General features: G+C 66.6%; 29 protein-coding genes and 1 tRNA gene. 6 read left to right on the top strand and 24 right to left on the bottom strand.

The genetic code is table 11. The annotated features are described in order from the left end of the window. Positions 1 to 16: 16 nt before the first annotated feature. From mltG to N5D45_RS04435, 5 genes are all read left to right on the top strand, one after another. A complete protein-coding gene (gene mltG, locus N5D45_RS04455) occupies positions 17 to 1,078 on the top strand; it encodes an endolytic transglycosylase MltG (protein WP_279938491.1) in 1,062 nt (353 codons plus the stop codon). Continuing rightward, on the top strand, positions 1,075 to 1,740 hold the full coding sequence (gene tmk, locus N5D45_RS04450) for a dTMP kinase (RefSeq protein ID WP_019336901.1): 666 nt from the start codon (positions 1,075 to 1,077) through the stop codon (positions 1,738 to 1,740). Before mltG ends, tmk begins: the two co-directional genes overlap by 4 nt. Beyond that, positions 1,737 to 2,693, top strand: coding sequence for a DNA polymerase III subunit delta' (locus tag N5D45_RS04445; RefSeq protein ID WP_197657021.1), 957 nt, complete (start codon positions 1,737 to 1,739; stop codon positions 2,691 to 2,693). Before tmk ends, N5D45_RS04445 begins: the two co-directional genes overlap by 4 nt. After that, the gene (locus N5D45_RS04440; RefSeq protein WP_005412452.1) at positions 2,690 to 3,043 is read left to right on the top strand and encodes a PilZ domain-containing protein; all 354 of its coding nucleotides are present in this window, start codon (positions 2,690 to 2,692) and stop codon (positions 3,041 to 3,043) included. Before N5D45_RS04445 ends, N5D45_RS04440 begins: the two co-directional genes overlap by 4 nt. A 133-nt stretch (positions 3,044 to 3,176) precedes the next feature. Then, positions 3,177 to 3,251, top strand: a tRNA-Val gene (locus N5D45_RS04435). An 85-nt stretch (positions 3,252 to 3,336) separates the two neighbouring features. Here N5D45_RS04435 and N5D45_RS04430 read toward each other — a convergent pair. Both N5D45_RS04430 and N5D45_RS04425 read right to left on the bottom strand, forming a co-directional pair. After that, entirely contained in the window at positions 3,337 to 3,900 is a 564-nt protein-coding gene (locus N5D45_RS04430) for a hypothetical protein (protein WP_049453542.1), read from the bottom strand. A 52-nt stretch (positions 3,901 to 3,952) separates the two neighbouring features. Then, positions 3,953 to 4,360, bottom strand: a complete 408-nt coding sequence (locus N5D45_RS04425; protein WP_019336903.1) for a hypothetical protein — start codon at positions 4,358 to 4,360, stop codon at positions 3,953 to 3,955. A 564-nt stretch (positions 4,361 to 4,924) separates the two neighbouring features. On the opposite strand from N5D45_RS04425, the gene N5D45_RS04420 reads away from it, so the two are divergent. Beyond that, the gene (locus tag N5D45_RS04420) at positions 4,925 to 5,305 is read left to right on the top strand and encodes a tautomerase family protein (protein WP_005408320.1); all 381 of its coding nucleotides are present in this window, start codon (positions 4,925 to 4,927) and stop codon (positions 5,303 to 5,305) included. 80 nt (positions 5,306 to 5,385) lie between these two features. On the opposite strand, the gene N5D45_RS04415 is transcribed toward N5D45_RS04420, so the two are convergent. The 22 genes from N5D45_RS04415 to N5D45_RS04310 form a co-directional block, all read right to left on the bottom strand. Further along, a complete protein-coding gene (locus N5D45_RS04415) occupies positions 5,386 to 6,459 on the bottom strand; it encodes a contractile injection system protein, VgrG/Pvc8 family (RefSeq protein WP_049410183.1) in 1,074 nt (357 codons plus the stop codon). Then, positions 6,450 to 6,665, bottom strand: a complete 216-nt coding sequence (locus N5D45_RS04410) for a tail protein X (protein WP_010483798.1) — start codon at positions 6,663 to 6,665, stop codon at positions 6,450 to 6,452. Before N5D45_RS04410 ends, N5D45_RS04415 begins: the two co-directional genes overlap by 10 nt. After that, a complete protein-coding gene (locus tag N5D45_RS04405; RefSeq protein ID WP_049410185.1) occupies positions 6,649 to 7,116 on the bottom strand; it encodes a phage tail protein in 468 nt (155 codons plus the stop codon). The genes N5D45_RS04410 and N5D45_RS04405 overlap by 17 nt, the downstream gene beginning before the upstream one ends. Positions 7,117 to 7,118: 2 nt before the next feature. Next, the gene (locus tag N5D45_RS04400) at positions 7,119 to 9,590 is read right to left on the bottom strand and encodes a phage tail tape measure protein (RefSeq protein WP_267067084.1); all 2,472 of its coding nucleotides are present in this window, start codon (positions 9,588 to 9,590) and stop codon (positions 7,119 to 7,121) included. A 120-nt stretch (positions 9,591 to 9,710) separates the two neighbouring features. Beyond that, positions 9,711 to 10,001, bottom strand: coding sequence for a phage tail assembly protein (locus tag N5D45_RS04395; RefSeq protein ID WP_019336908.1), 291 nt, complete (start codon positions 9,999 to 10,001; stop codon positions 9,711 to 9,713). 79 nt (positions 10,002 to 10,080) lie between these two features. Continuing rightward, a complete protein-coding gene (locus N5D45_RS04390; RefSeq protein WP_010483789.1) occupies positions 10,081 to 10,584 on the bottom strand; it encodes a phage major tail tube protein in 504 nt (167 codons plus the stop codon). Positions 10,585 to 10,586: 2 nt separating this feature from the next. Further along, a complete protein-coding gene (locus N5D45_RS04385) occupies positions 10,587 to 11,786 on the bottom strand; it encodes a phage tail sheath C-terminal domain-containing protein (protein ID WP_010483787.1) in 1,200 nt (399 codons plus the stop codon). Positions 11,787 to 11,893: 107 nt separating this feature from the next. Continuing rightward, positions 11,894 to 12,484, bottom strand: a complete 591-nt coding sequence (locus N5D45_RS04380; RefSeq protein WP_279938490.1) for a hypothetical protein — start codon at positions 12,482 to 12,484, stop codon at positions 11,894 to 11,896. A gap of 4 nt (positions 12,485 to 12,488) precedes the next feature. Then, the gene (locus N5D45_RS04375; RefSeq protein ID WP_057503276.1) at positions 12,489 to 14,006 is read right to left on the bottom strand and encodes a tail fiber protein; all 1,518 of its coding nucleotides are present in this window, start codon (positions 14,004 to 14,006) and stop codon (positions 12,489 to 12,491) included. 7 nt (positions 14,007 to 14,013) lie between these two features. Next, the gene (locus N5D45_RS22560; RefSeq protein ID WP_019336910.1) at positions 14,014 to 15,315 is read right to left on the bottom strand and encodes a phage tail protein I; all 1,302 of its coding nucleotides are present in this window, start codon (positions 15,313 to 15,315) and stop codon (positions 14,014 to 14,016) included. After that, complete coding sequence (locus N5D45_RS04365; RefSeq protein ID WP_010483779.1) at positions 15,308 to 16,204, bottom strand: baseplate J/gp47 family protein; 897 nt, start codon at positions 16,202 to 16,204, stop codon at positions 15,308 to 15,310. The genes N5D45_RS22560 and N5D45_RS04365 overlap by 8 nt, the downstream gene beginning before the upstream one ends. Before the next feature lie 2 nt (positions 16,205 to 16,206). Next, positions 16,207 to 16,545 carry a GPW/gp25 family protein gene (locus tag N5D45_RS04360; protein WP_010483777.1) on the bottom strand — a complete coding sequence of 113 codons (339 nt, stop codon included), beginning with the start codon at positions 16,543 to 16,545 and terminating at the stop codon, positions 16,207 to 16,209. A 52-nt stretch (positions 16,546 to 16,597) separates the two neighbouring features. Beyond that, on the bottom strand, positions 16,598 to 17,188 hold the full coding sequence (locus N5D45_RS04355; protein WP_053442589.1) for a phage baseplate assembly protein V: 591 nt from the start codon (positions 17,186 to 17,188) through the stop codon (positions 16,598 to 16,600). Beyond that, a complete protein-coding gene (locus tag N5D45_RS04350) occupies positions 17,185 to 17,739 on the bottom strand; it encodes a hypothetical protein (RefSeq protein ID WP_010483773.1) in 555 nt (184 codons plus the stop codon). Before N5D45_RS04350 ends, N5D45_RS04355 begins: the two co-directional genes overlap by 4 nt. Positions 17,740 to 17,849: 110 nt before the next feature. Next, positions 17,850 to 18,155, bottom strand: a complete 306-nt coding sequence (locus N5D45_RS04345) for a hypothetical protein (RefSeq protein WP_164191888.1) — start codon at positions 18,153 to 18,155, stop codon at positions 17,850 to 17,852. Next, positions 18,097 to 18,474, bottom strand: a complete 378-nt coding sequence (locus N5D45_RS04340) for a hypothetical protein (protein ID WP_029550698.1) — start codon at positions 18,472 to 18,474, stop codon at positions 18,097 to 18,099. Before N5D45_RS04340 ends, N5D45_RS04345 begins: the two co-directional genes overlap by 59 nt. Continuing rightward, a complete protein-coding gene (locus N5D45_RS04335; protein WP_057503277.1) occupies positions 18,471 to 18,956 on the bottom strand; it encodes a glycoside hydrolase family 104 protein in 486 nt (161 codons plus the stop codon). Before N5D45_RS04335 ends, N5D45_RS04340 begins: the two co-directional genes overlap by 4 nt. After that, positions 18,953 to 19,303, bottom strand: coding sequence for a hypothetical protein (locus N5D45_RS04330; protein ID WP_010483765.1), 351 nt, complete (start codon positions 19,301 to 19,303; stop codon positions 18,953 to 18,955). The genes N5D45_RS04335 and N5D45_RS04330 overlap by 4 nt, the downstream gene beginning before the upstream one ends. Then, positions 19,300 to 19,728: a Mor transcription activator family protein gene (locus N5D45_RS04325; protein ID WP_228355113.1), complete on the bottom strand. Its 429-nt coding sequence runs from the start codon at positions 19,726 to 19,728 to the stop codon at positions 19,300 to 19,302. The genes N5D45_RS04330 and N5D45_RS04325 overlap by 4 nt, the downstream gene beginning before the upstream one ends. Before the next feature lie 360 nt (positions 19,729 to 20,088). After that, the gene (locus tag N5D45_RS04320) at positions 20,089 to 20,472 is read right to left on the bottom strand and encodes a hypothetical protein (protein ID WP_019336915.1); all 384 of its coding nucleotides are present in this window, start codon (positions 20,470 to 20,472) and stop codon (positions 20,089 to 20,091) included. Between the two features lie 153 nt (positions 20,473 to 20,625). Continuing rightward, positions 20,626 to 21,264 carry a hypothetical protein gene (locus N5D45_RS04315; protein ID WP_279938489.1) on the bottom strand — a complete coding sequence of 213 codons (639 nt, stop codon included), beginning with the start codon at positions 21,262 to 21,264 and terminating at the stop codon, positions 20,626 to 20,628. A 41-nt stretch (positions 21,265 to 21,305) separates the two neighbouring features. Continuing rightward, the gene (locus tag N5D45_RS04310; RefSeq protein WP_164191894.1) at positions 21,306 to 21,533 is read right to left on the bottom strand and encodes a hypothetical protein; all 228 of its coding nucleotides are present in this window, start codon (positions 21,531 to 21,533) and stop codon (positions 21,306 to 21,308) included. Between the last annotated feature and the right edge of the window lie 14 nt (positions 21,534 to 21,547).

Genomic DNA, 21,547 nt, shown 5'->3' with positions numbered 1-21,547 from the left:
AGTTCAGAGGTAGTCCATGGCGGGAGCCAAGCGCGGGTGTCTGTTCGTGGTAACGCTGGTGGTGGTGCTGGCCGCTGTCGTGGCCGGCGCGGGCGCGTGGTTCTTCTACCAGCAGACCCGCTTCGCCGATGCCCCGATCACTCCCACCGCCGAAAGTGTGGTCATCGCCAGCGGCGATGGCATGAACAGCGTGCTGCGCAAGCTGCGCGATGCCGGCGTGGACGAGGGCCAGGACACCCAGTGGCAGTTGCTGGCGCGCCAGCTCGATGCCGCCGGCAAGCTGAAGGTGGGCGAGTACGCGCTCAGCGGCGACCTGACCCCGCGCGAGCTGCTGTTGCGCATGCGTGCCGGCAGGGTGCTGCAGCACCGTGTCACCATCATCGAAGGCTGGAACATCCGCCAGCTGCGTGCCGCGCTCAAGCGCGCCGAGCCGCTGCTGCACACCACCGACAATCTTGATGACGCCGCGCTGATGCAGCGCCTCGGCTTCGGTGGACAGCATCCGGAAGGCCGCTTCCTGCCGGAGACCTACGTCTACCAGCGCGGCGACAGTGATCTGGACGTGCTCAAGCGCGCCCACGCCGCGATGGAAAAGGCGCTGGATGAAGCCTGGGAAAGCCGCGCGCCGGACCTGCCGATCAACACGCCCTACGAACTGCTGACGATGGCCTCGATCATCGAGAAGGAAACCGCATTGGCCAGCGAGCGCCCGCAGATTGCCGGCGTGTTCATGCGTCGCCTGAAGATCGGCATGCGCCTGCAGACCGACCCGACCGTGATCTACGGCATCGGTGCCGCGTATGACGGCAACATCCGCCGCCGCGACCTGACCACCGATACGCCCTACAACACCTATACCCGTGCGGGCCTGACCCCGACCCCGATCGCCATGCCCAGCCGCGATGCACTGATGGCCGCCGCGCAACCCGCAGCGGGCGACGTGCTGTATTTCGTCGCCGTGGGCGATGGCAGTGGCGCGCACGTGTTCTCGCCCAGCCTGGACCAGCACAACGCCGCAGTCGCCCGCTACCTGCAGCAGCTGCGCCAGCAACGTACCAAGGAGACCTCGGCGCAATGAGTCCCGCGCTGCTTCGCCACCCGCGTTTCGTCAGCCTGGAAGGCGGCGAGGGCGCAGGCAAGACCACCGCCATCAACGCCATCCGTGACTGCCTGCGCAGCCACGGCCACGAGGTGGTGCTGACCCGCGAGCCGGGCGGCACGCCCCTGGCCGAGCGCATCCGCGGCCTGGTGCTGAAGCCCGATGCCGAGATCGCCGCCGAACCGCTCAGCGCCGAAGCCGAGCTGCTGCTGGTGTTCGCCGCACGCGCGCAGCACGTGCGCCAGGTGATCCAGCCGGCGCTGCAGCGCGGCGCCTATGTGCTGAGCGATCGCTTCACCGATTCCAGCTATGCCTACCAGGGCGGTGGCCGCGGCCTCGATCCGCAGTGGATTGCCGACCTGGAACGACGCGCGGTGGGCCTGCTGCCGGGCCTGACCCTGCTGCTGGACGTGGACGTGGCGGTGGGCCGCGCACGCGCCAACGGCCGCGACCTGTGGCCGGACCGCATCGAGAGCGAGCAGGACGATTTCTTCCAGCGCGTGCGCGAAGTGTTCCGCAGCCGCGCACAGCAGGATCCGCAGCGCTTCGCGCTGGTCGACGCTGGCCAGGTGCAGGAACGCGTGGCGGCCGACGTGGTCGCGCGTGTCGAGCGCTGGCTGCGGGACGGGGAGGGCGTATGAGCACGTTTTCGCCGTGGCAGCAGCGCGCGTTCGATCAGACGGTTGCTGCGCTCGATGCAGACCGGCTCGGTCATGGCCTGCTGATCTGCGGCCCGGCCGGGTTGGGCAAGCGCGAGGTGGCACTGGCGCTGGCCGGCCACGTGCTGGCGCGCGGCGATGCCGCGCATGCCACGCGCACGCGCCAGCTGATCGCCGCGGGTACCCACCCGGACCTGCAGCTGGTCAGCTTCATTCCGAACAAGAGCGGCGACAAGCTGCGCACCGAGATCGTCATCGAGCAGGTGCGCGAGATCACCGACACGCTGGCGCTGACCCCGCAGTACGGCGTGGCACAGGTGGTGATCGTCGACCCGGCCGATGCGATCAACCGCTCGGCCGCCAATGCACTGCTGAAGACCCTGGAAGAGCCGCAGCCCGGCCGTTACCTGTGGCTGATCAGCAGCGACCCGGCGCGGCTGCCGCAGACCATCCGCAGCCGTTGCCAGCGCCTGGAATTCAAGCTGCCGCCGCAGCACGAAGCACTGGCCTGGCTGCAGCAGCAGGGACACAGCGAGGCGTCGGCGCGCGAAGCGCTGGAGGCTGCACGCGGCCATCCCGGCCAGGCCGACAACTGGCTGCGCGAAGATGGCCTGAGCCTGCGCCGCGAGGTTGGCCGCGAGCTGGAACAGCTGGCCGCCGGCAAGACCGGTGCGGTGGAGCTGGCGCAGAAGTGGTGCGGCGACGACAACGCAGCGCTGCGCCTGCGCTTTGCCGCCGACCTGGCGCTGGCCCAGGCCAGCACCGATGCCTTGACCACGCCGGAGCGATTGCACAAGCTTGCAGCCTGGTTCGATGCGGCCAACCGCACCCGCGACCTGCTGCGCACCACGGTGCGCGCAGACCTTGCGGTGGTCGAGTTGCTGCTGGCCTGGAACAAGGTGAACGAGCGGCCTGCCGCAAGGGGAAATCGATGAGTGCCAGCAACGCCCGCCAGGGCATCCTGTCCCTGGCCGTGAAGGACAAAGCCGCGCTGTACAGCGCGTACATGCCGTTCGTGAAGAACGGCGGCATCTTCGTGCCCACGCCCAAGCGCTACTTCCTGGGCGACGAGGTGTTCCTGCTGCTGACCCTGCCCGATTCCAGCGAGCGCCTGCCGGTGGCTGGCAAGGTGATCTGGGTGACCCCGGCCGGCGCGCAGGGCAACCGCACCGCCGGTATCGGCGTGCAGCTGGCCGACGGTGCCGAAGGCGAGGGCGTGCGCCACAAGATCGAGACCCTGCTGGCCGGACTTACCGGCTCGGACAAGCCGACCCACACGATGTGAGGTAGCACCGGGGCCTTTCTGTAGAGCTGAGCCATGCTCGGCTGCGGACCCCGGAAACACCCGTGAACACGAATGTGAAAAACTGTTGACGGCCTCTGAAAAGCCCCTATAATGAGCGGCTCAGCAACACACCGGGCGGTTAGCTCAGCGGTAGAGCATTGCCTTCACACGGCAAGGGTCACAGGTTCGATCCCTGTACCGCCCACCATGTTGCAGAACGAAAGAAGCCTCCAGCAATGGGGGCTTTTTTGTTGCCTGCGATTCTGCTGGGCCGACGGGCAGCGGACCCTGTCTCAGCCGTGTTCGTCCAACAGCGCGCGCGCGATCAGTGCCGTTGCATCCAGCAGGTCGTGGCCGCTGCCGGCCTGCACCACCACTGCAAGCAGACCACGGCCCACCTCGGCATTGCCGCTGGTCAGTTCCATCTCGCCTTCAAAGCACAGATCGGCCAACCATTCGTGGACCTGTTGCAGCCCGCGCTTGCGGGCGCGGCGGAACTCCGCGAGCAGCTTCGCCTGGCCGGCCTCACGCTCGCCATCGGCAAGCAGGCCGATGGCTCCGCCGTGCGCTGCGCGCCAGAGGGCTGGCAGCGGGCGACCGTTCGCGTCCACCACGTCTGCCGCGAACTCCGCGCAGTACATTTCGTAGCGCTTGCCCGCTGTGCTGCGAGGCACGATGTCGGCCTGGGCGAGCAAGCGTTCGGCTTCATCCAGTTTGCTGAACTTCAAGCGCAGCAGTGCAGGGCGGCTCAGTTGTTGTGCCAGCGCCTGCTGGTTGGCGGCGAACCATACGTTCCAGCCTACGCTTGCGCGGCCCTCCAGAGCGGCCTTGAAATACTCCAGGTGTTCGGCGTCCATTGCGGCCTCCCGCGTTCCCTGCGCGATTGTAGCGGGAGCGCATCCGGGCCGGTCAGGTGTGGCCCTCGGCGAGGCAGTGATGCTCCTCGCGCACCAGTTGTCGTGCCGCCACGATCAGTCCGTCGGTATGGAAGGCGCCCAGCTGTTCCTCCGGGCCGGCCTCGGCACGCGCCCGGTCGGCGGCCTGCAGCAGATCGAGCACTGCGCTGAGCCCGGACATCGAGCGGCGCAGCGAAGCGTGATTGCTGGCGCCGAGGGTGAGGCCGCCACACGGTTGCCCGTCATCGGCGTCGGCGTTGCTGATCGCATTGAGGCAGGCGAAGAACGTGGGCGACTGTACGGGCAGGTTCTGTTCCTGCAAGGCGCACTCGATCTCGTGCGCGAGCTCTTCAGGCACGTCGGCGGCGATGTTGCCGATCAGGGCGTGCAGGCGGGGACGGTCGGCGGTGCGATTGGTCATGGCGAAACCCTCACTGGCGTAGAGCCACCTTCCGGAGTGAAGGTGGCGGACGGTGCGGGTTGGCGTACCAAGGCAAACGAACTCCCATCGAGAAGAAGGCCTGGCGGATCTGTCGATCCCCACGCACCGGCCGCCATTGAAGGCAATCGGTGCATTCTCTCTGCTGCGGCGTAAATCGCAGCGATGGGTGTTCATTCGTTTATTCGAGACGCCAATCCCGGCCCAGGCAATCTGCCTCGGCGCGGTGATCATGGGATCGCGCAATCACGGTGGTCTGTAAGGAAAGTTCTCAACTCCACGCAGGCACACCAAGCGTTTCCGGTTCTGTGCCCTCCAGCATCCGCCGACTGTGTCGCCCATCACTGATGGCGCAGAGCGCCCTTCTGCCGACCGTGCACGTGACGACTCCAGAGCGGCGCCGCCATGGCAATTCCGTCACCCGGCGCGCGCAGGCGGGAATGTGTCATGCATGGAGCCAGAGGGTTCCATCCCTGCGCTGTCCCACCGCCCCGGGCAGGCGTAGTCTCATCCTGTCGCCTTACCCATCCACGCTGGAGTGCCACCATGCCGCTCGCCCGCATCGATCTTCGCAAAGGTAAATCCGCCGACTACCTGCAACGTGTCGGCGAAGCCATCTACCAGGCCATGCGCGCGGTGGGTGTGCCGGAGAACGACCGCTTCCAGATCTTCCAGCAGCACGACGCCGGCACGTTGATCTACGACCCCGGCTACCTGGGCGTGGACCGCACCGACGACTTCATCTGCATCCAGATCACCTGGAACGAAGGGCGCACGCTGGAGCAGAAGAAGGCGCTGTATGCCGGCATCGCTGATGGCCTGCACGCGGCGGTGGGCATCCGCCGCGAGGATGTGTTCATCAACCTGGTGGAAGTGAAAAAGGAGAACTGGTCGTTCGGCAACGGGGTTGCGCAGTACGTGAGTTGATGCGCGAAAAGCATCCACGCATGGCGTGGATCTACCGAGCCTGGTCGAGGCCGCCGATGTAGACCCACGCCCGCGTGGATCTACACCTCGCTGCCGACCTGCTCGCCTTCGGTGGCCGCGGCACTGCGGGCCGCCTTCACTGCGTCGGCGCTGTTGGGTTGTTCGCACTCGATGCTGGTCACGTAGCCGTCGTGGCTGATGTTGTGCTCGGCGCGCTTGACCAGCCACTGCCCATCCACGCCATCGCGGAAGCCCTGCATCACCACCGTGGCTTCGGCCATCAGCGTCTCGCGGCCGGGCAGGGTGTAGCTCAGCGTACGCGTCTGCCGGGCCTGTTCCTGGTGCTTGGCGCGCGCTGCGGCTTCGGCGGCTTCGCGGTCGGCGTACGCCATGCGCAGGCGCACGATCGGTTCACCGCTGCCCAGCTTTACTTCCTGGCGCTTGGCACCGCGTACATCGCGATAGTAGGCAATGGTGGTGCCGGTCTTCTCGCGTGAGACGATGCTCACTTTGTAGCCACTGCCGTCGGCCGGGGTCAGGGTGACGTCGGGAATGCGCTCACCGCTGGCACTGGTGGATTCGCCGCGCTTGACGAACATCAGGCGGCCGCCGCCCGGCTTGGCGATGGCATCATGCTGCTTGGCCAGGCGCAGCAGCAGATTCATGTCCGACTCCTGCGACTGCACTGTCAGCGGCAGTGCGATCGACGCCAGCGATCCGCTCACGGCCGCGCTGAGTCCGTGCTCGCCGGCCATGCGCTGGACCATGCCGCCGATCGTCGTGCCCTTCTTCCAGGTGCGCGTCTTCTGCGTCTGCAGATCGTTCTTGCCGCCCTTGCTGGCCTCGAACGGTGCGGCGCGCGCGCGCAGGGTCATGCTGCCCGGGTAGCCGGAAATCTCCACCTCATCGCAGATGTACAGGCCCATGCGCCGCACTTCGCCGTCATAGCCGATGAAGGCTTCCAGCTCCGCGCCTGCCGGCGGCAGCTGGATCGGATCGGACGGATCATGGTCGGCCAGCTGCAGCTCCAGCATGTCCGAGTTGTTGTCGGTCTCGTCGGTGATGCGCAGTGATTTGAAGCGCGACATGATCTTGTCGGTGATGTCCTGGCTGTTGGCCACCACGCGGAATGCCGGTGTGATGTTCAGTCCCACAGTGCGATCCCCTTGCGTTCGCCGGCGGGGCGCTGCACGTCTGGCAGAGTGATCGCGATGCCCGCAGGCAGTACCGCGCCGCGGGCGGCCAGGCCCGGGTTGGCGTCGAGTATCGCGCGCAGAATGGCCGGTGATTGTTCGCCATAGTGCGCATGCGCGATGCGGTCAACGACGTCGCCGTCGCGGGTGTTATACGTTCGTGCCATCGCTGTGCTTCCGCAGGGAGAGGGTGAATTCGTGCCGCTGGATTCCCGCATCGACGGTGAAGCCGGAGGCGGTGGCGTCGATCTTGTCGATGACCCACAGCCCCAGGTTTCCGCCCTTGCCGGTCAGCAGCCGCTGTGGCTTGCCCTGTGCCGCCAGCCTGCGCAGCTGCGAGAGCTCATTGCCGGCGCCCCGGAACGCATAGTGGATGACGCCCGGCAAGGTCATGCTGGCCTTGCCGGGGCCGGTGTACTGCAGGGCGGCCATCTGCCCGATGCGTTCCTGCGCAGCCCAGCCATATTCGTTGCTCTGCTGGATCTCCTGGAACACGGCGGTGTTGAGGCTGAACTTGAAGCCGCCCAGCATCAGCAGCACCGGGGCGTTGCCGGAGTCGTTGCTCTGGAAACTGGACAACAGCTTGTCGATGGATGCGGTTACGAACTCACGCTTCATGCTTAGTTCCTGTCTGCCAGGCCACCACGGGCAGCAACCGCGTTGCGACGCTGCAGTTCGTCGGCAGTGCGACGCGCCACCGATTCGCTGGATTCACCCGGTTGCTGGTGGATGGTGATGTTGTTGGTCTGTTGCTGCTGCACGGTGGTGACGCCGCGCGTAGTGGGCGATGGCATGTCGGGTGCGGTGCGACCGCGAGCGGCCTCGCTGATGCCGCCCCAACGCTTGCGCGCGCCCGGCGCGTCCAACGTGGCGACGTCGCCGACCAGGCCCACGGCGTCATCCAGGCCACCTCGGCCGCCGGCCCGCATGTTCGTGTACCCCACCATGCCGTTGCCGATCGCTTCCGCACCACCGGCAAGCACCTCCTTGCCGAAGTCCAGGCCTTTGCCGACCAGCGCACTGACCTTGCCAATGCCCCCTTCGACGAACCCCATCAGCTTCTCGACGTAGGGCATGAGGAAATCCAGCTTCGGGATGAGCCAGTCGAACAGGGATTCGGCACCGGACTTGATCGCCGTCCACATCTTGCTCATTCCGATTCCGATCCCGCTGGCGACGGTCGTGTACACGTTGCCCATCCAGGCGACGTACTGCACCAGGCCGCTGATGAGCTGGATGTTCATTCTCAGGCCTTCCATCAGAACGGTACCGAGGAAGCTGCCGATCTGGGCAACGCGCGACAGTTCGTTGCCGGTGTACTGTGCAGGTGCAAGCATCTTCGACAGCCAGTCCCAGGCCTGGCCGATCAACCCGCTCATGACTTCCCAGGCGGGGCGCAGCGGTTCAACCGCACGCATCAGTTCACCCATCGCTGCGGTGCCTGCACCGCTCAGGCCCTCCCAGACGCCGCCCAGGAATGCCTTGATCGGCTCCCAGTACTTGCGCACCAGGATGGCGCCTGCGGTGATTGCCGCGATGGCGATCGTGATCGGACCACCACCGATGGCGGCCACGGCAGTGGCGACGATGCGGAAGCCCGATGCCAGGCGCATGGCCATCGGCCCGAAGCGCCCCATCTGTGCCAGCAGGCTGCCACCACGGAACAGCTGGAAGGCCTTCTGCACGCCCAGGATCGGGCCCTGCAGGAAGGTCCAGGCGTAGCGAGCGCCGAGCACCGCCGTGCGCATGCCCAGCATGCCGACCACGATCTGGGTGGTGTTGGCGATCAGCTTCGGGTTTTCCTGCACGAACGAGGTAACCCCGTTCAACAGCTCGGTCAGCTTGACCGCGGCCTCGCCCACCGCGGGCAGCAGTGCCGCACCGAAGGCCTTGGACAGGTTGTCCACGGCGATCTTGGCACCCTCGATCTTCTGCGGATCGGTCTGCATCGCATCGGCATAGGCCGCATCGGTGGTACCCGCCGATCCATTCAAGGCCTTGTCGCGGACACGGATGTAGGTATCCCAGTTCTCGATCATCGGCTGGACGAAGTTCTTCGCCTGTGCATCGCTGAACAGGGTGCCGATCTTCTTCTGGTCGCCCGCGGTCGCCTGGATGATTCCCTGCATCGCAGCGTCGAAGGGATTGCCGCCGCTGGTCTGTGCATCGCCGATGATCTTGCGCAGATCCAGGTTCAGGCTCTTCTTGGCCTTCTCCTGAATGTCCGGCGAGAGCACCTCGGACATGAAGCTCTTCATGTTGCTGGCGGCCTTGTCGGCGCCGCCGGCCGAGTCCAGCGTGGCCTGCAGGGCCGCGCCGAGGGTGGCGGTCGCCGAGGTGCCCTGCAGCTTCATCGCTTCGAACGACGAACCCAGGGTAGGCAGCACTGCGGCCATGTCCTTCAGGCCCAGGCCGCCCTGCCGGCTGTTGACCACCAGCACATCCAGCGCGCTCTGCATGCGCGAGGGATCGATATCGAACGACTGCTGCAGGGCGGCCGCAGCCTGGGCCACATCATCGATGCTGGCACCGGTGACAGTGGTGGTCCGCCCGACAGCACCGAGGCTGGCCTGGGCCGACTGCGCATCCATGCCGGCGTCGATCATCAGCCTGATCGAGCGCTGCAGCGCGTCGGCGCCCTGGTTGGTTGCACGCGACTGTTCCAGGATGGCCTGCCCCAGTGCGCTGACCTGGGCGCGGCTGAGGTTGGCTGCCACACCGATCTGCTGGTTCTGGCGGGCGAAGCCGGAGGCGTTCTCGACCGGCTTGGCCAGCGCGGTAACGGCCGTGCCAAGCGTGCCGCGTGCTTCGCCAAATGCCGAGCCGAGCTTCCCGCGCTTCTCCAGGTTGGCGTCGCGCTTTGCTTCGATGCTCTCCAGCGCCACCTGCGAGGCACGCAGCGCATCGACCTGGGTACGCATGCGGGCGTACTCCTTGCTGGTCGTACTCATGCGCGCGAGCCTGCGGTCCAGCAGGGTCACCTCGGTGCCGAGGCGCTTGATACCGTCGTTGGCAAAGGAGAAGGCGTCCTTCAGTGACTTGGACACCTCGCCGCCGATCGTGATCGTTGTCGTTTGAACGTTACTGGCCATGTACCGGCAATCCCTGAATCCACCAGATGAACTTAGACACCCGCAGTGTCATGATCTCGCGCAGGCCCCAGCCGGTATGACCGGCCAGGGCGAGCACTCCCTGCCTGATCTGAGGCAGGGTCAGGTGGTAAAAAGCGCGACGCCTGCCTGCAGTCGTGCGTAGTCGCGCAGCGGCATCTTGCGCACGTCTTCCGGCGAGACCTCGCACAGGTTGGCGATCATCCGCACCTCGCGCTGTGCGTCGCTGCCCTTGTCATCCTGGTAGCGCTCCATGTCTTCCACGGTCGGTTCACGCATGCGCAGCACGGCGGTTTCCATGCCATTGACCTGGCGCGGGCGGGTGAGGGTGATCTCGGCGAAGCCATCGCGCTCGATGACGGTGTCGGTGGGGGTCTTGGTCTTGCTGGACATGGATGCGTTCCTGGATGCGATGCGGTGCGATGGATGCGGGGGCGCGAGGCGCCCCCGGGTTCTTCAGTGCGGCGAGGGTTCAGATGCCCAGTGCGCCGCGGATGCCGGCCAGCACGTCCACGCCACCCTGGCGGGCGATCATGTTGACCACGTCGATCTCCTGCACGACCTGGGCACCATGGGTCAGCTTGTAGTAGCTCAGCGCCAGGTTGACCTTGATCGTGCCCTTCTCGCCGACCTTGGTTTCGCCACGGTCCAGCAGCTTCACCTTGCCGCGCATGTTGTGCACGACCTGGGTCACTTCGCCGTCATCGCCTTCCAGCGCTTCGCGGGCGGTGAAGCCGTATTCCTTGCTTTCGATGACGTGGAACTTGCTCATGATCTCCGCGTCGTCGGAGGCGAACTCGACATCGGCGGTCAGCTTGTCATGGCCGAGCACGATCTCGGTCGGGGCCAGCATGCCGCCGGCCTGGAAGTCCTCGGTCTTCAGCGACAGCTTGGGGGCGGTGAAGGACATCACGCTGCCGGCATAGCCCTTGCCGTCGACGTAGAAGTTGAAGTTTTTGCGGATCTTGCGCGCCATGCTTAGAAGATCTCCGAGACGTAGTTGTTGTTCATGTGCATGCGGAAGGTCAGCTGCTCACCCGGGTAGGTCGGGGTGAAGTCGAAGTCCCAGTAGAAGCGGCCCTGGGCCACGCTGTCCGCTGCGTTCAGGTCGGGGTCGATCCAGCAGTTGCCGCCGAGGATCGCGCCCTGGGTCTTCAGGCCGCGCAGGAAGGCATTGACACCCTCACGCACGTCGTCGACGTAGGTCTTGCTGATGCCGCGGTCGACGGCCCACAGGTGGGCGGCTTCCAGGCTGTCGGCGATGATGTCGGCGGTGCGCACCACGCACAGGAACTGCCACTTCTGGTCGCTGCTGGCGGTACGGTTGCCCCACAGGCGGAAGCCACCTTCGCGGATGATGGTCGCCACGTTCGACTGGTTCAGCAGGTTGGCGCGGCTGGTCGCGTCGGACAGGCCGAAGTCGATCGCACGTGCGGTACCGACCACGCCGTTGAGCTCCAGGTTGGACGGCGATGCCCACCAGCCGCGTTCGTTGTCGCTGCGGGCAATGGCACCGGCCACGGCACCGGAGGCGTAGCGGGTGACGATGGCATCACCGGACTGCACCAGCAGCGCCGGGTCGACCACGTAGACGCGCTTGGAACCGGTCAGAGCGGTGGTGCTCTTGGCGGCGTCGTCGTTGCTGTTCGGGCCATCCTTGATGATCACCGCGCGCAGCTTGTCGGCAATGCCGAGCAGTTCGGCCACGACCGGGTTGGCCAGCAGTTCGGTATCGCGCTTTTCGTGGGTGTGGGTGAAGCCCGGTACCGCCAGGATGCGGGGCTTGATGCCCACCACCGACTTTGCCGCCAGCAGTGCATGCACGCCGGTGTAGGCACCGGTCTGCGCGTTCACGCCGCCCAGCACGTTGGCCAGGGTGTCGTTCTCGGTGGCGCCCTTCTCGACGCGGATGACGACCACAACCGCGTTGGACTGGTCGAAGATGGCGTCGAGCTGGCCCGGGAGGGTGCCCTCATCGACTTCGGTTGCGGCGTTGGCGAGCAGCTTGGCTGCCTGCGAACGCGAGGTCACCAGGACCGGAGTGTTGTAGGGGAAGGCGATCTTGTCGGCGCGGGGCGCGGTGCCCACGATGCCGATGACGCTGGTCGAGGCAACAGCGATCGAGCGGGAACCACCATCGATGTTGACGACCTGCACGCCATGCAGAAATTCGGCCATGCGTTGTTTTTTCCTTGGTTGGGTGGGTGCTGCGGTCGCGATCTGCGCCGCATGGGTACATGTTCGTATCTGGCCGCGGCTGGATTAATTGCAGCGGTGGCCCGAAATCACGGTTGCGGTTGCGGTTGCGCGGCCGGGTCGGGTTCGGGGGCAGTGACCATCACCCAGGCAGCACGGGCTTCATCGAAGGTGACCGGGTAGCTGCGATCTGCAGGCGGTGCCAGATCGGTGACCGATGGCGGCAGCGCGACCCCACGGGAAACGGGAGTCGCGAAGCTGGCATCGTGCTTGTTCCACAGCGGTCGCGAGCTGTAGTCCGGCAGCAGCGTCCATTCGCGGCGGCTGGCATTCCACGCGTTGTATTGCGCGGTGGTGCCATCCAGCTTGAATGGTTCGGACAGGGTCACGTCCTTGGGCAACGGCTCGCCCAGCGCGAGGCGGTTGGGTACCGCCATCGCGGTGCGTGTGTCCCACAGCATGCAGTTGCGGAAATCGGCCACCAGTTCCCAGCGTGAGCCATCCTCGGCCAGGCGCAGTGCCTGGTATTCGCCGGTAGGTTGGCGAGGCGCGACGTCCACGGTGAAGTCGGGCAGGTTCCAGGCGCCGTCCGGCGAAGGCTGCAGGCGGACCTTGCCCATGTAGGCGCGGGTATCGGGATCGTAGGAGTGCGCGAAGCGCGGTTCGGTAGGCAAGTTCATGTCCTCAGTACGCGATGCAATAGATCATCCGCAGGCCAGCCGGCAGGTTGCGGTCGCCACCGGCGTTCTCCACCACGACGGTGTGGGTGTGCGCACCGGCGTCGGCGGCCGACGCGGCGTGGCCGTGGTCACCCACCTGGGCGATGGAAATGGTGTGCGAGTGGCCGCCGGCGCCGTTCATGCCGATGTTGTGGCCGTGGCCGCCTGCGCCGTCGGTGGTGAAGCTGTGGGCGTGGCCACCGGCCGGGCTGGTGTACGGCCAGGGGTTGTCGTAGTCCAGGTTGCCGCGTGAACCGGCGTGGTTGTTGTAGTCGGCGCCCCACGGGTAGGTGGTGCCGGATTCGGCGAACGCGGTGAGATGCTGGTGATCGCCGATCCACGAGGTGCCGCCGGTATGCGCGTGGTGGCCCTGCGAGTCGGTCCATGCACCGTGCGCGTGGTCGCCTACCGCGCTGGCGCTGGCGCCATGGGAATGCGCGCCGCCTGCGCCTACGGAAATGGCGTGGCTGTGGTTGCCCGCTGTCGCCGCACTTGCGCCATGGGTGTGGCGGATCACCTCACCCTGGGTGAAGCTGCCGACCGCTTCCGGGTTCAGTGTGTGCGTGACCACCGTGCCTTCCTGCATTGCCGGCAGGTTGAAGGTGGTTGCGCCATCACCGGCGCCGTAGCGGGTACCGATGGCGGCGAACAGGGCCGGGTAGCTGGCACGCGGAACAGCGGCACCATTGCACAGCAGCATGCCGTTGGGCGCGGTGGCACCGGCGAACAGAATCACCTGTCCGGGCACGTGCACGCTGGATGGCACGCCGGTCATGTTGCGCCAGTCCAGGTAGTGGGTGCCGTGGCGGCCATCGAGCAGGTCGGCATCCAGGCCCTTGTCGGCGCCCTCGTCCTTCAACGCGGCCGATTTCAGCCCCAGGGCGGAGCGGAACGCGGCATCGGTGGCGATCGACAGCAGCGTGCGGACGAACTGGGTGGGGGCGCTGGCGCCAAAGCGCTTGTCGATGAAGGCACGCAGCCCGCGCGGTGTCACCGCACGCTGGGCATCTGCACCCTCTTCGGTCTCGGTCGTCGTGGCCAGTTCGACCACGCCCTGCACCTCGGTGGTGGAGGGCGGATAGATGAATTCGGCATTGCCGAACTCGATCAGCGCGGTATCGACTTCACTGAAGCGGGTATCGGTGGAGAGCAGCAGCATCGAGGCTGCGGTCTTCTCCATGATCGGATCGGTCTGGCCGAAGGTTGCAAACAGCGTACCGTCGCCCAGGTACAGGCCGAAGCCGCGCAGGCTGTAGGCGGTAGCGCTGTCGTCACGGATCGTGACGTGCAGCGTGTCGTCGCCCACGGCCTTGCCGCCGAACGTCGAGACCCGCTTGATCTCGCCGGGCAGGGCGGTCAGCCCTGCCGTCGGCGTGAATGCCGTGGACGTCAGGCCGATCTCGGTGATCAGCACGGCACTGGTGCCGGTGTTGGGTGGATTGACCAGCCTGGCGAAGCCGGCGTCGGTGATTTTCAAGCGCATGCGGGGTTTACTCTCCGATCAGTTGGATGCGGCGGAAGGTGGTGCCATGGGCGCCGGCAAGTGCACCGATACCGGCGCTGGCCTGCATGCCCTGGGTGAACGTGAAGTGCGAGCGCACCGGCTTGGTGCGGCTGATCTCGCCGATCACGTCGTCGACGAACTTGGCGGTGGCGGTCTCGCCGCCCTGGTTGGCGATGGTCATCACCGCTTCGAAGGTGTGCGGTGCACCTCGCGGCTGCATTTCCCACCATTCGCGGATCAGGATCGAACCGCCGAACGCAGCCACCACATCGCGGACGCTGCCCCAGGTGCCTTTGCGGCGCTGGATCGCGATCGCGGCGCGCACGCGGGCACGCTTTACCGTTTCCGGCCAGTAGGCCTTCCATTCGTCGACGGACAAGGCCCAGGCCAGCCAGGGCAGCAACGCGGCCGGGCAGCGGTCCGCATCCCACAGCGCGGTGATGTCCACCGGCAGCGGGCGGGTCACCGCAGCACGGGCCAGCGCCCGTTCCGCGCGGGTGGCGTTGGGCGGCAGCAGGGTGGTTGCCGTCGGCACCCTGATCAGCGCGTCGGCGTCGATGATCGAACCGGGAGCGGGAGGGCGGCTGAGCGTGATCACATTGTTGAGCACGCTGTAATCGATCACGCCCACTGGCTCGGGCATGGTGCGGATGTAGCTGGTCGCCTCGCGGCCTTCCTCCACCTGCACGCCCCAAAGGTGGATGCGGCTGTCCGGCTTCAGGCCGGCGTTCCCGCCCGCCCGCCGATCCAGCACGATGCTCACGCCCCGGGGGGCGTCATCCGCGGTTGCGGCATAGGTGTAGCTGTAGCGCTTCCACTCGGTGCCCACCTGCAGACGGGTCCTGCCTGCGCCGGTGGCGCGCATGCCGAAGTCGATCGCACAGGGTTCGGTTGCACGCAGCCAGATGCTGATGGTGCGCACGGCACCATTGGGAAACGCGCTTCCATCCTCGTCCACCACGCCGGCGAAGTTCTGCTCCGGGCCCCCGATCGCATCGGAGACCGGGAAGGACCAGGCACTGGAGCTGCCATCCGGAGCGGGATGACTGGACGACAGGTTGGCCGGCTTCACGTAGAAGCCTTTCCATCGTGGATGGTCGAAGGATGCCGAGAAACGCTGCAGGTTGCGCCGCATCGTATCCGACAGCTTCAAACGCCCCTGCCAATCGGTGCGGTACACCGCCTGCAGGGTGGCCAGTGCGCCACCTGGATGGCGGAACTGCAGGTTGTGCCCATCGATCGCGCCACGCAGGCGTGCATTGATCAGGCGTGCGGTGGAATCATTCATCGTTGCCGCCATGGGTCAGGGTCACCGCGGTGCAGTAGGTGGCCTGGGTCCGGTCCACCACCACGTCAGCCGCCGGGCTGGAAATCTCCACGCGCTGCACGCCCTCGGCATGCAATGCGGCGAACAGGCCGGAGCGGGTGACATCGCGGCCGAGCCGATGCGACTCGGCGATGTAGCGATCCAGGCGCGAGCGTGCTTCGGCCAGCACCACCTGCGAATCCGGGCCGGCGTAGGTGTAGAGCGTGGCGGTGACCGCGTAGTTGATGATTGCCGCCGTGCGTACCAGCACGTGGTCCGTCAGCGGACGCACGTCGGCCGCACTCAGCTTCGCTTCCACTGCGTCGAGCAGCGCCTGGGTGGCCGTGCCATCGGCTTCACGCGACAGCACCGAGACCACCACTTCACCCGGCGACGGACTGGTCGCGCTGGCGTCGAGCACCCGCGGATCGGCACTCAGCGCGTGGAAGATGTAGGCGCCTTCCGGCCCGGCCACGCTGAAGCCTTCCGGACCCAGCTGGATGCGCCGACGGAAATCTTCATCGCTCTCGTAGCGTGGCGGAATGCCTTCCTGCGGCTTGCCCGGGTCCAGCATCTGGCGGCCGATGCCGAAGATCGCGGCCAGCTGGTCCAGGTCGCTGCCGACCGCGTAGGCCAGCATCACGCCACGCGCCGCATCGTTGACGCGCTGTCGGTCGAGCAGGCGCAGGTAGGTGCAGACCTCCAGGATCTTGAAGGCCGGGTCCGACGGCAGCAGCGCGTCGAAGGTGGGGTCGAGCGCCTGCAGTGCGGTCAACGATTCATCGAACAGCGTCTCGAAATCGAGCACTTCGATGACCGCCGGTGCAGGCAGCTGGGAGAGATTGACACTGGTGAACGAGCCGGATGCCACGGTTAGCGAACCTCGATTCCTTCGATGGTGATGGCCTCGCCGTCCGGCAGGTGGATTCCGGTCACTGCCAGGATCATCACGCCGGGGGCGGGGAGGGAGACGTCGACGTTCTCGACGTGAAGCCGCGGTTCCCATCGCGCGAGTGCGTCGACGGTGGCCGCGATCAGGTCCATGCGCAGCGAGCGGTTGGTCGGCGCATCGATCAGTTCGAACACGCGCGAACCGTATTCACGGCGCAGTACCCGGGAGCCAAGGGGCGTGGTGAGAACGTCACGCACGGACTGGTGCAGATGGGCGAGCCCATCCAGTGATTTGCCGGTGTTGGCGTCGATTCCTCGCATGGCCTCTATCGTCGTGGAGTGCGGGTTTTCAGGGCATTGCACGCGTGGCCGCTCAGGGCTGCGCGGGCGTGGTAGGTGCGGTCGGACCCTGTGCGGTGTGCTTGTGTGCCTTCAGGCCGATGGCGCCAGCCTTGACCTCGCCGGATGTGCTGATGTCCTTGCCGGCACTGATCGCACCGGTGACGTCCAGGTCGCCAGTCGCCTTGACCGATGGCGTATCGAGCACGATCGACTCACTGGCGATCACCTGTGCACTTGCACAGGTGACGATGACCTTGCCGCTGCCGACATCGACGTTGAGCGTTGCGGTTTCCTGGTCGTACTCGACAACGCTGCCGTCGGCGAACTCGGTGCGGTGCCGCAGCCGCGAGTCGGCGGGCGCCGGGAACCGGTCCTGGTACAGGCTGCCGAGAACGAGTGCCTGGCCGGGGTCGCCATAGGGGCACGCCAGCAGCACCTGCTCGCCGGGTTCGGGTGCACACCAGCTGCGCACGCCCGGGCCAGCACGGCGCTCCAGCCAGGGAATCCAGTCGGTCAGCATGCCGTCTGCATCCACGCGCACGCGGCCGCCCGCTTCGTCCAGCTCGCGCACGACGCCGATCATCAGCAGGTTGCCGATCAGGCGCGCGTGTTCGGCACTCATGGTGCTGCTCCTTCAATGGGCTGGTAGCGTGCTTCGTGATCACGACCGATCTCCGGTACGAAGCTGTAGAAGGCCTGGGGAACTGCGCCTCCGGTCTCCTCCCAGGCGTTGCTGCCCAAAGCGACCGGCAGTGACCACTCCACCAGCCAGGTGCGAAGGCCTGGCTGCGCCGCCGCCGTGTCTTCGGGCAGTGCGGCGATCACATCGATCGCGCCGCTGGCCGCGCCGGGGAACCGGCCGAGCTGGTGCAGCCAGCCGGCGAGCGCGACGGCGGCCTTGCGCAGCTGCAGTGCCGCGTCGATAGCGGCGGCAGCGACGACGACGCGTGCCTCGAAGCGCAGCAATGCCTGCATCTGCCCGCTGCCATCGTCCTTGTCCTTGCTGCGATCGCAGCGGGTCATTGCCAGCAGGCAGGCGGGTGTGGCCAGGCCTTCAGCACCGGGTTCGCGATAGAACTCGACGGTTGCGAAGTCCGGGAAGCGGGCGCGGATCGCGGCTTCGATGGCGGGGTGCAGTGCGTCGAGAATGGAAGAGGAGGAGTTGGTCGCCATGTCAGCTCGTGCGTTGAATGGGAGTACGCGCCTGGTTGGGGACGCGCGCTGTCTGCATCCAGTGTTGCCATCACCCGCCGCATGGGACATTGCAGGCGTGGCCGCGGGGATCAGCGCTGTTGTCGCGCGGTGGCCGTGCCGGTGGCTGTGCACTCTGCAGGCGCCATTGGCGCTGTACCGTTGAGGGTGATCCCCTGCTGGCTGCCGAGGCTGCACAGCAGGGCACGCAGCTGGTCGGCCAGTGCGTGGTACTGCCGCGCGACGGCAACGTGATTGCGTAGCAGCGCATTGTCGTTGGCCGCCTGCAGGTCCGGCAGCTCGTCCGGCGCACGCAGCTGCGCCGGGGCGATGCTGAGATCAACGCGACAGGGCGCGACCGGCGTTGGCTTCGCGCCAGATGCGCACGAACTCAGCATCAGCATCGCCGCGGTCACGGCCAGGAGTCTTGGCATGGGTCTCGATGTCCTGTTGCAGGGTTTGGAATTGCCGGGTGCGTTCGGCCTGCGTGGCCAGGCGCTGCGATTCGGCCTGCGCACCTGCGCGGGCGTTGCCGAGGTCCCGCTGATGTGCGGCCTGCGCCGCATCAGCGCGCGATGCCTGCTGTGCGGTCTGGACGGTGGCGATGGCAAGGTCCGCGCTGCGGTCGCGCAGCGTCCACCCCAGCCAGGCACAGCATGCATGGGTACCGGCGAGGACCAGCAGGCCCATGCGGAACCGCAGGGCGACGGGCGTCACTGCAGGCCTCCGCCGGCGGCGCGGTAGGCCACGCGCAGTGTTTCCAGCGCATGCTCCTTCTGCCCGTAGCCGGCGCCCGGCAGTGACGCCCAGATACGTCGTGCGGCGTTGATGCCGGCATCGAAGCGACCGAGGCGGATCAATTCGTAGGCACCGCATTGCTTGAGCAGCGCCACGGCCGCGCGGTCCTGCGAAACCGGGCCGAAGTCGGGCAGGCCCAGCCGCGCGCGCAGGTCATCCCAGGTACTGCGCAGGAACTGGTAGCGACCGGCGGCACTGGACTTGATGCCATAGCGTGGCAGCGACACCAGCACGCGGGGATGGTCGCGGTAGTCGTTGAACAACTGGCCACCCACGATCACGTCGTAGCCGCGGTCACGCGAGTGCTGGCTGGGGATGTCGGTGCCTTCGGATACCGCCAGCATGTCCAGGAATGCGGCGACGTTGGCCCCACCGAGGGCGCTGGCTGCAGCGGCGGTCATGCGGCGGCCCCCGGCTGCTTGCGCACCAGGTTCAACAGCGCGTCTATCTGCACGCTCTGCTGGGCGATCTGCGCGCGCAGGGCGTTGACCTCGCCGCGCAGTTGGCCGATCTCCTGGGCCATTGCTTCGCGCTCGTGCATCAGGCCGTCGGCGCGGGTACGCTCGGCTGCGAGCTGCTCCTGCAGGGTGCGCAGGGTGTTGCTGGTGGCCTCGTCTGCGGTGCGGTCGACCTTGGCCGACGACAACCATTGGCGCAGCCACAGCGACACCGCGATCAGTACACCCGAGGTTCCCCCCAGATATTTGGCCCAGTCCGGTACACCGGCCAGCAGGTCGCTCTCGTTCATGCGCGTGCGTACCCCTTGAGCAGGGCCGGATGGACCGCGGTCGGTGGCGCGGAACGGGCGCCACGCAGGGCGCGCTTGATGGTGGTCTGCGAGACACCGAACTCGCGCGCGACGTGCTCGCGCGGCATGCCACAGGCGACCGCTCGTGCGATCTGCTCGCGGCGCTCATGGGCGCTGGCTGCAAAGCACGAGGCCAGGAACAGCAGCTCGCCACCGAAGTGGGTGACCAGCCGTTGGGCAACGTCGCGGCCGAGGATGTCGATCAGGCGATGCTGGTCGGGCAGGGTGGAGGGAACGTAGACGATGACGCGATGACGGCCGGTGGTGCTGGACGTTGTCGGCGGCCACGCACGCACCAGCGTGAGGGCTGCGGATTCGCCGATGACCTCGGCCAGGGTCTGGATGCTGTCGGGCAGGGCGTTCATGGAGGATGTCTTCAGTGGCATTGATCTCCACTGTTGCCATCCCTCACTGCCAGTCAACACCTTTCGTCTACTTTCGAGTGTGGGTGCTGAAGGTATTCATCGGTGCCCCGAGGACGGGTGAGGATGGCTGCTCGGGAGCGCATGACGCCCTGCGGCCGCTGGCTGTTGCTGCTGATGTTTGCTCCTTCCTTCGTACTCGCAGTCCTCACAGAGAGGAGGGAAAGGCAGATCAAGGGGATGTGGCAGGTATGGGGTGAGGATGGCGTCCCGTTGGTCGTCCTCCCTCACACCGGTGAGCAGGCCCTGAAACGAAAAAGCCCCGGACGATGCCGGGGCTTCAGGACTGCAGGTGGTGCTGGATCAAAGGTCGAATACCAGGTTGCCGCCGGTCTTGCGCGGAATGTAGCCGGCATCACGCAGCCAGCGCGCTGCATTGACCTGGTCCATGCGCTTGACCGGGAAGCGGTTGGCGAACATCAGGAACCGCGCCACGGTGATCGATTCGCCCTTGCCCTTCAGGGCGGCCAGGGTCTCGGTGAACCACGGCGCGGGAGGTTGCTGGCTGCCAGGACGAGCCGCAGTGCGTTCCTGCCGGGTGGTGCCGGTCTCGGCCCGGGCGTTGGCCAGCGAGCACAGCGAGATGAAGATCGCGTCCAGGCTCACGATGTCCTTGCCACCCTTGGGCTGCGACTTGAACAATTCGATGGCCTTCTGGCGCGTCGACGTGAACTGTTCGACCTCCATGACAATTCCTCTTTGCGAAATGATTGGGGATGCAGGGTGACGACAGGTGCCGTCGGTGATGGGGGACGACCTTACATCATTTTCGCCGATGATGGGCCGGAACCTGCGGTTGGGTCAGGGGAAGCTGCAGGGCAGCGCGGCCCTGCTCCAGGCTCAGATCACGCCGCGCGACAGCAGCTGGTCCAGCGTCCTGCGTACCAGATCGGCCCGGCTGCCGTCGTTGCTTACCTCGATGTCGACCAGCTCATCGGCCAGTGGCTGCTCGCTGGCGTGGGTGTCATGGTCTCCATGGCCCGGGCGGCTGACGCGGATCACGACACCACCACGGCGACGGATCGCGCAGGCCTCATTACTGAAGCGGACGTCGGGCACCAGTCCTCCCGCAGGCAGGCGCGCGAACAGCGAGCGTACCCACAACTCGGGATGGACACGGTCGCGGCCCCATTCGGTACCCGCGGTCTGCATCAGGTGGCGAGGAGTGAGTTCGGCCAGCCAGTCGATGGTGTCCTCCTTGCGGCTGTCCAGTTCACGCAGGGAGAGCCCGAGGAGGGACGCGACGAACTGCCGCAGCGGTGCGGCGAAGCTGTCGCAGGGCAGTGCCAGTGCCGACGCCAGCCCGCTGGCGAGGGTGTCCTTGCCCGCGCGCTTGGCGCCGGCGATGCCGATGTAGAGCGGCGGATCCGCCTGCGGGCGTGCGCGAAGCGCCGTGCTGGCCAGGGCAGGCCCGGCACGGAACGCAGCCAGCGTGTCGGCGATCATGCGATGGCCGCTGTCGGGGGACGCGGGAATCATGGGGAATCTACTCCTTGAAGGACGTGGCCGCTGCCGGTGGATCAGGAATCACATGCGGCGGTGCTGCGGGCGCGCAGGATGCGCTGGGTGATGCGGCCACCACGCGCTGCCGCCGCGATCGGGTCAAAGCACAACATGGCGGTACGCGTACGACGGCCGGCAGCAAGGTGATCGCGGATGGTCCGCTCGGACAGTACCGGTACCCGTTGGTGGATCTGTCGCACGGTGAGCTGCTCACCTTCGAAGGCATGCAGTCGGGGTCGAGGCATGGCGGAAGCGCTCC

This window comes from Stenotrophomonas sp. GD03819, from assembly GCF_029841665.1.
Taxonomy (GTDB): domain Bacteria; phylum Pseudomonadota; class Gammaproteobacteria; order Xanthomonadales; family Xanthomonadaceae; genus Stenotrophomonas; species Stenotrophomonas geniculata.
This window is presented reverse-complemented; position numbering and strand designations above follow the sequence as displayed.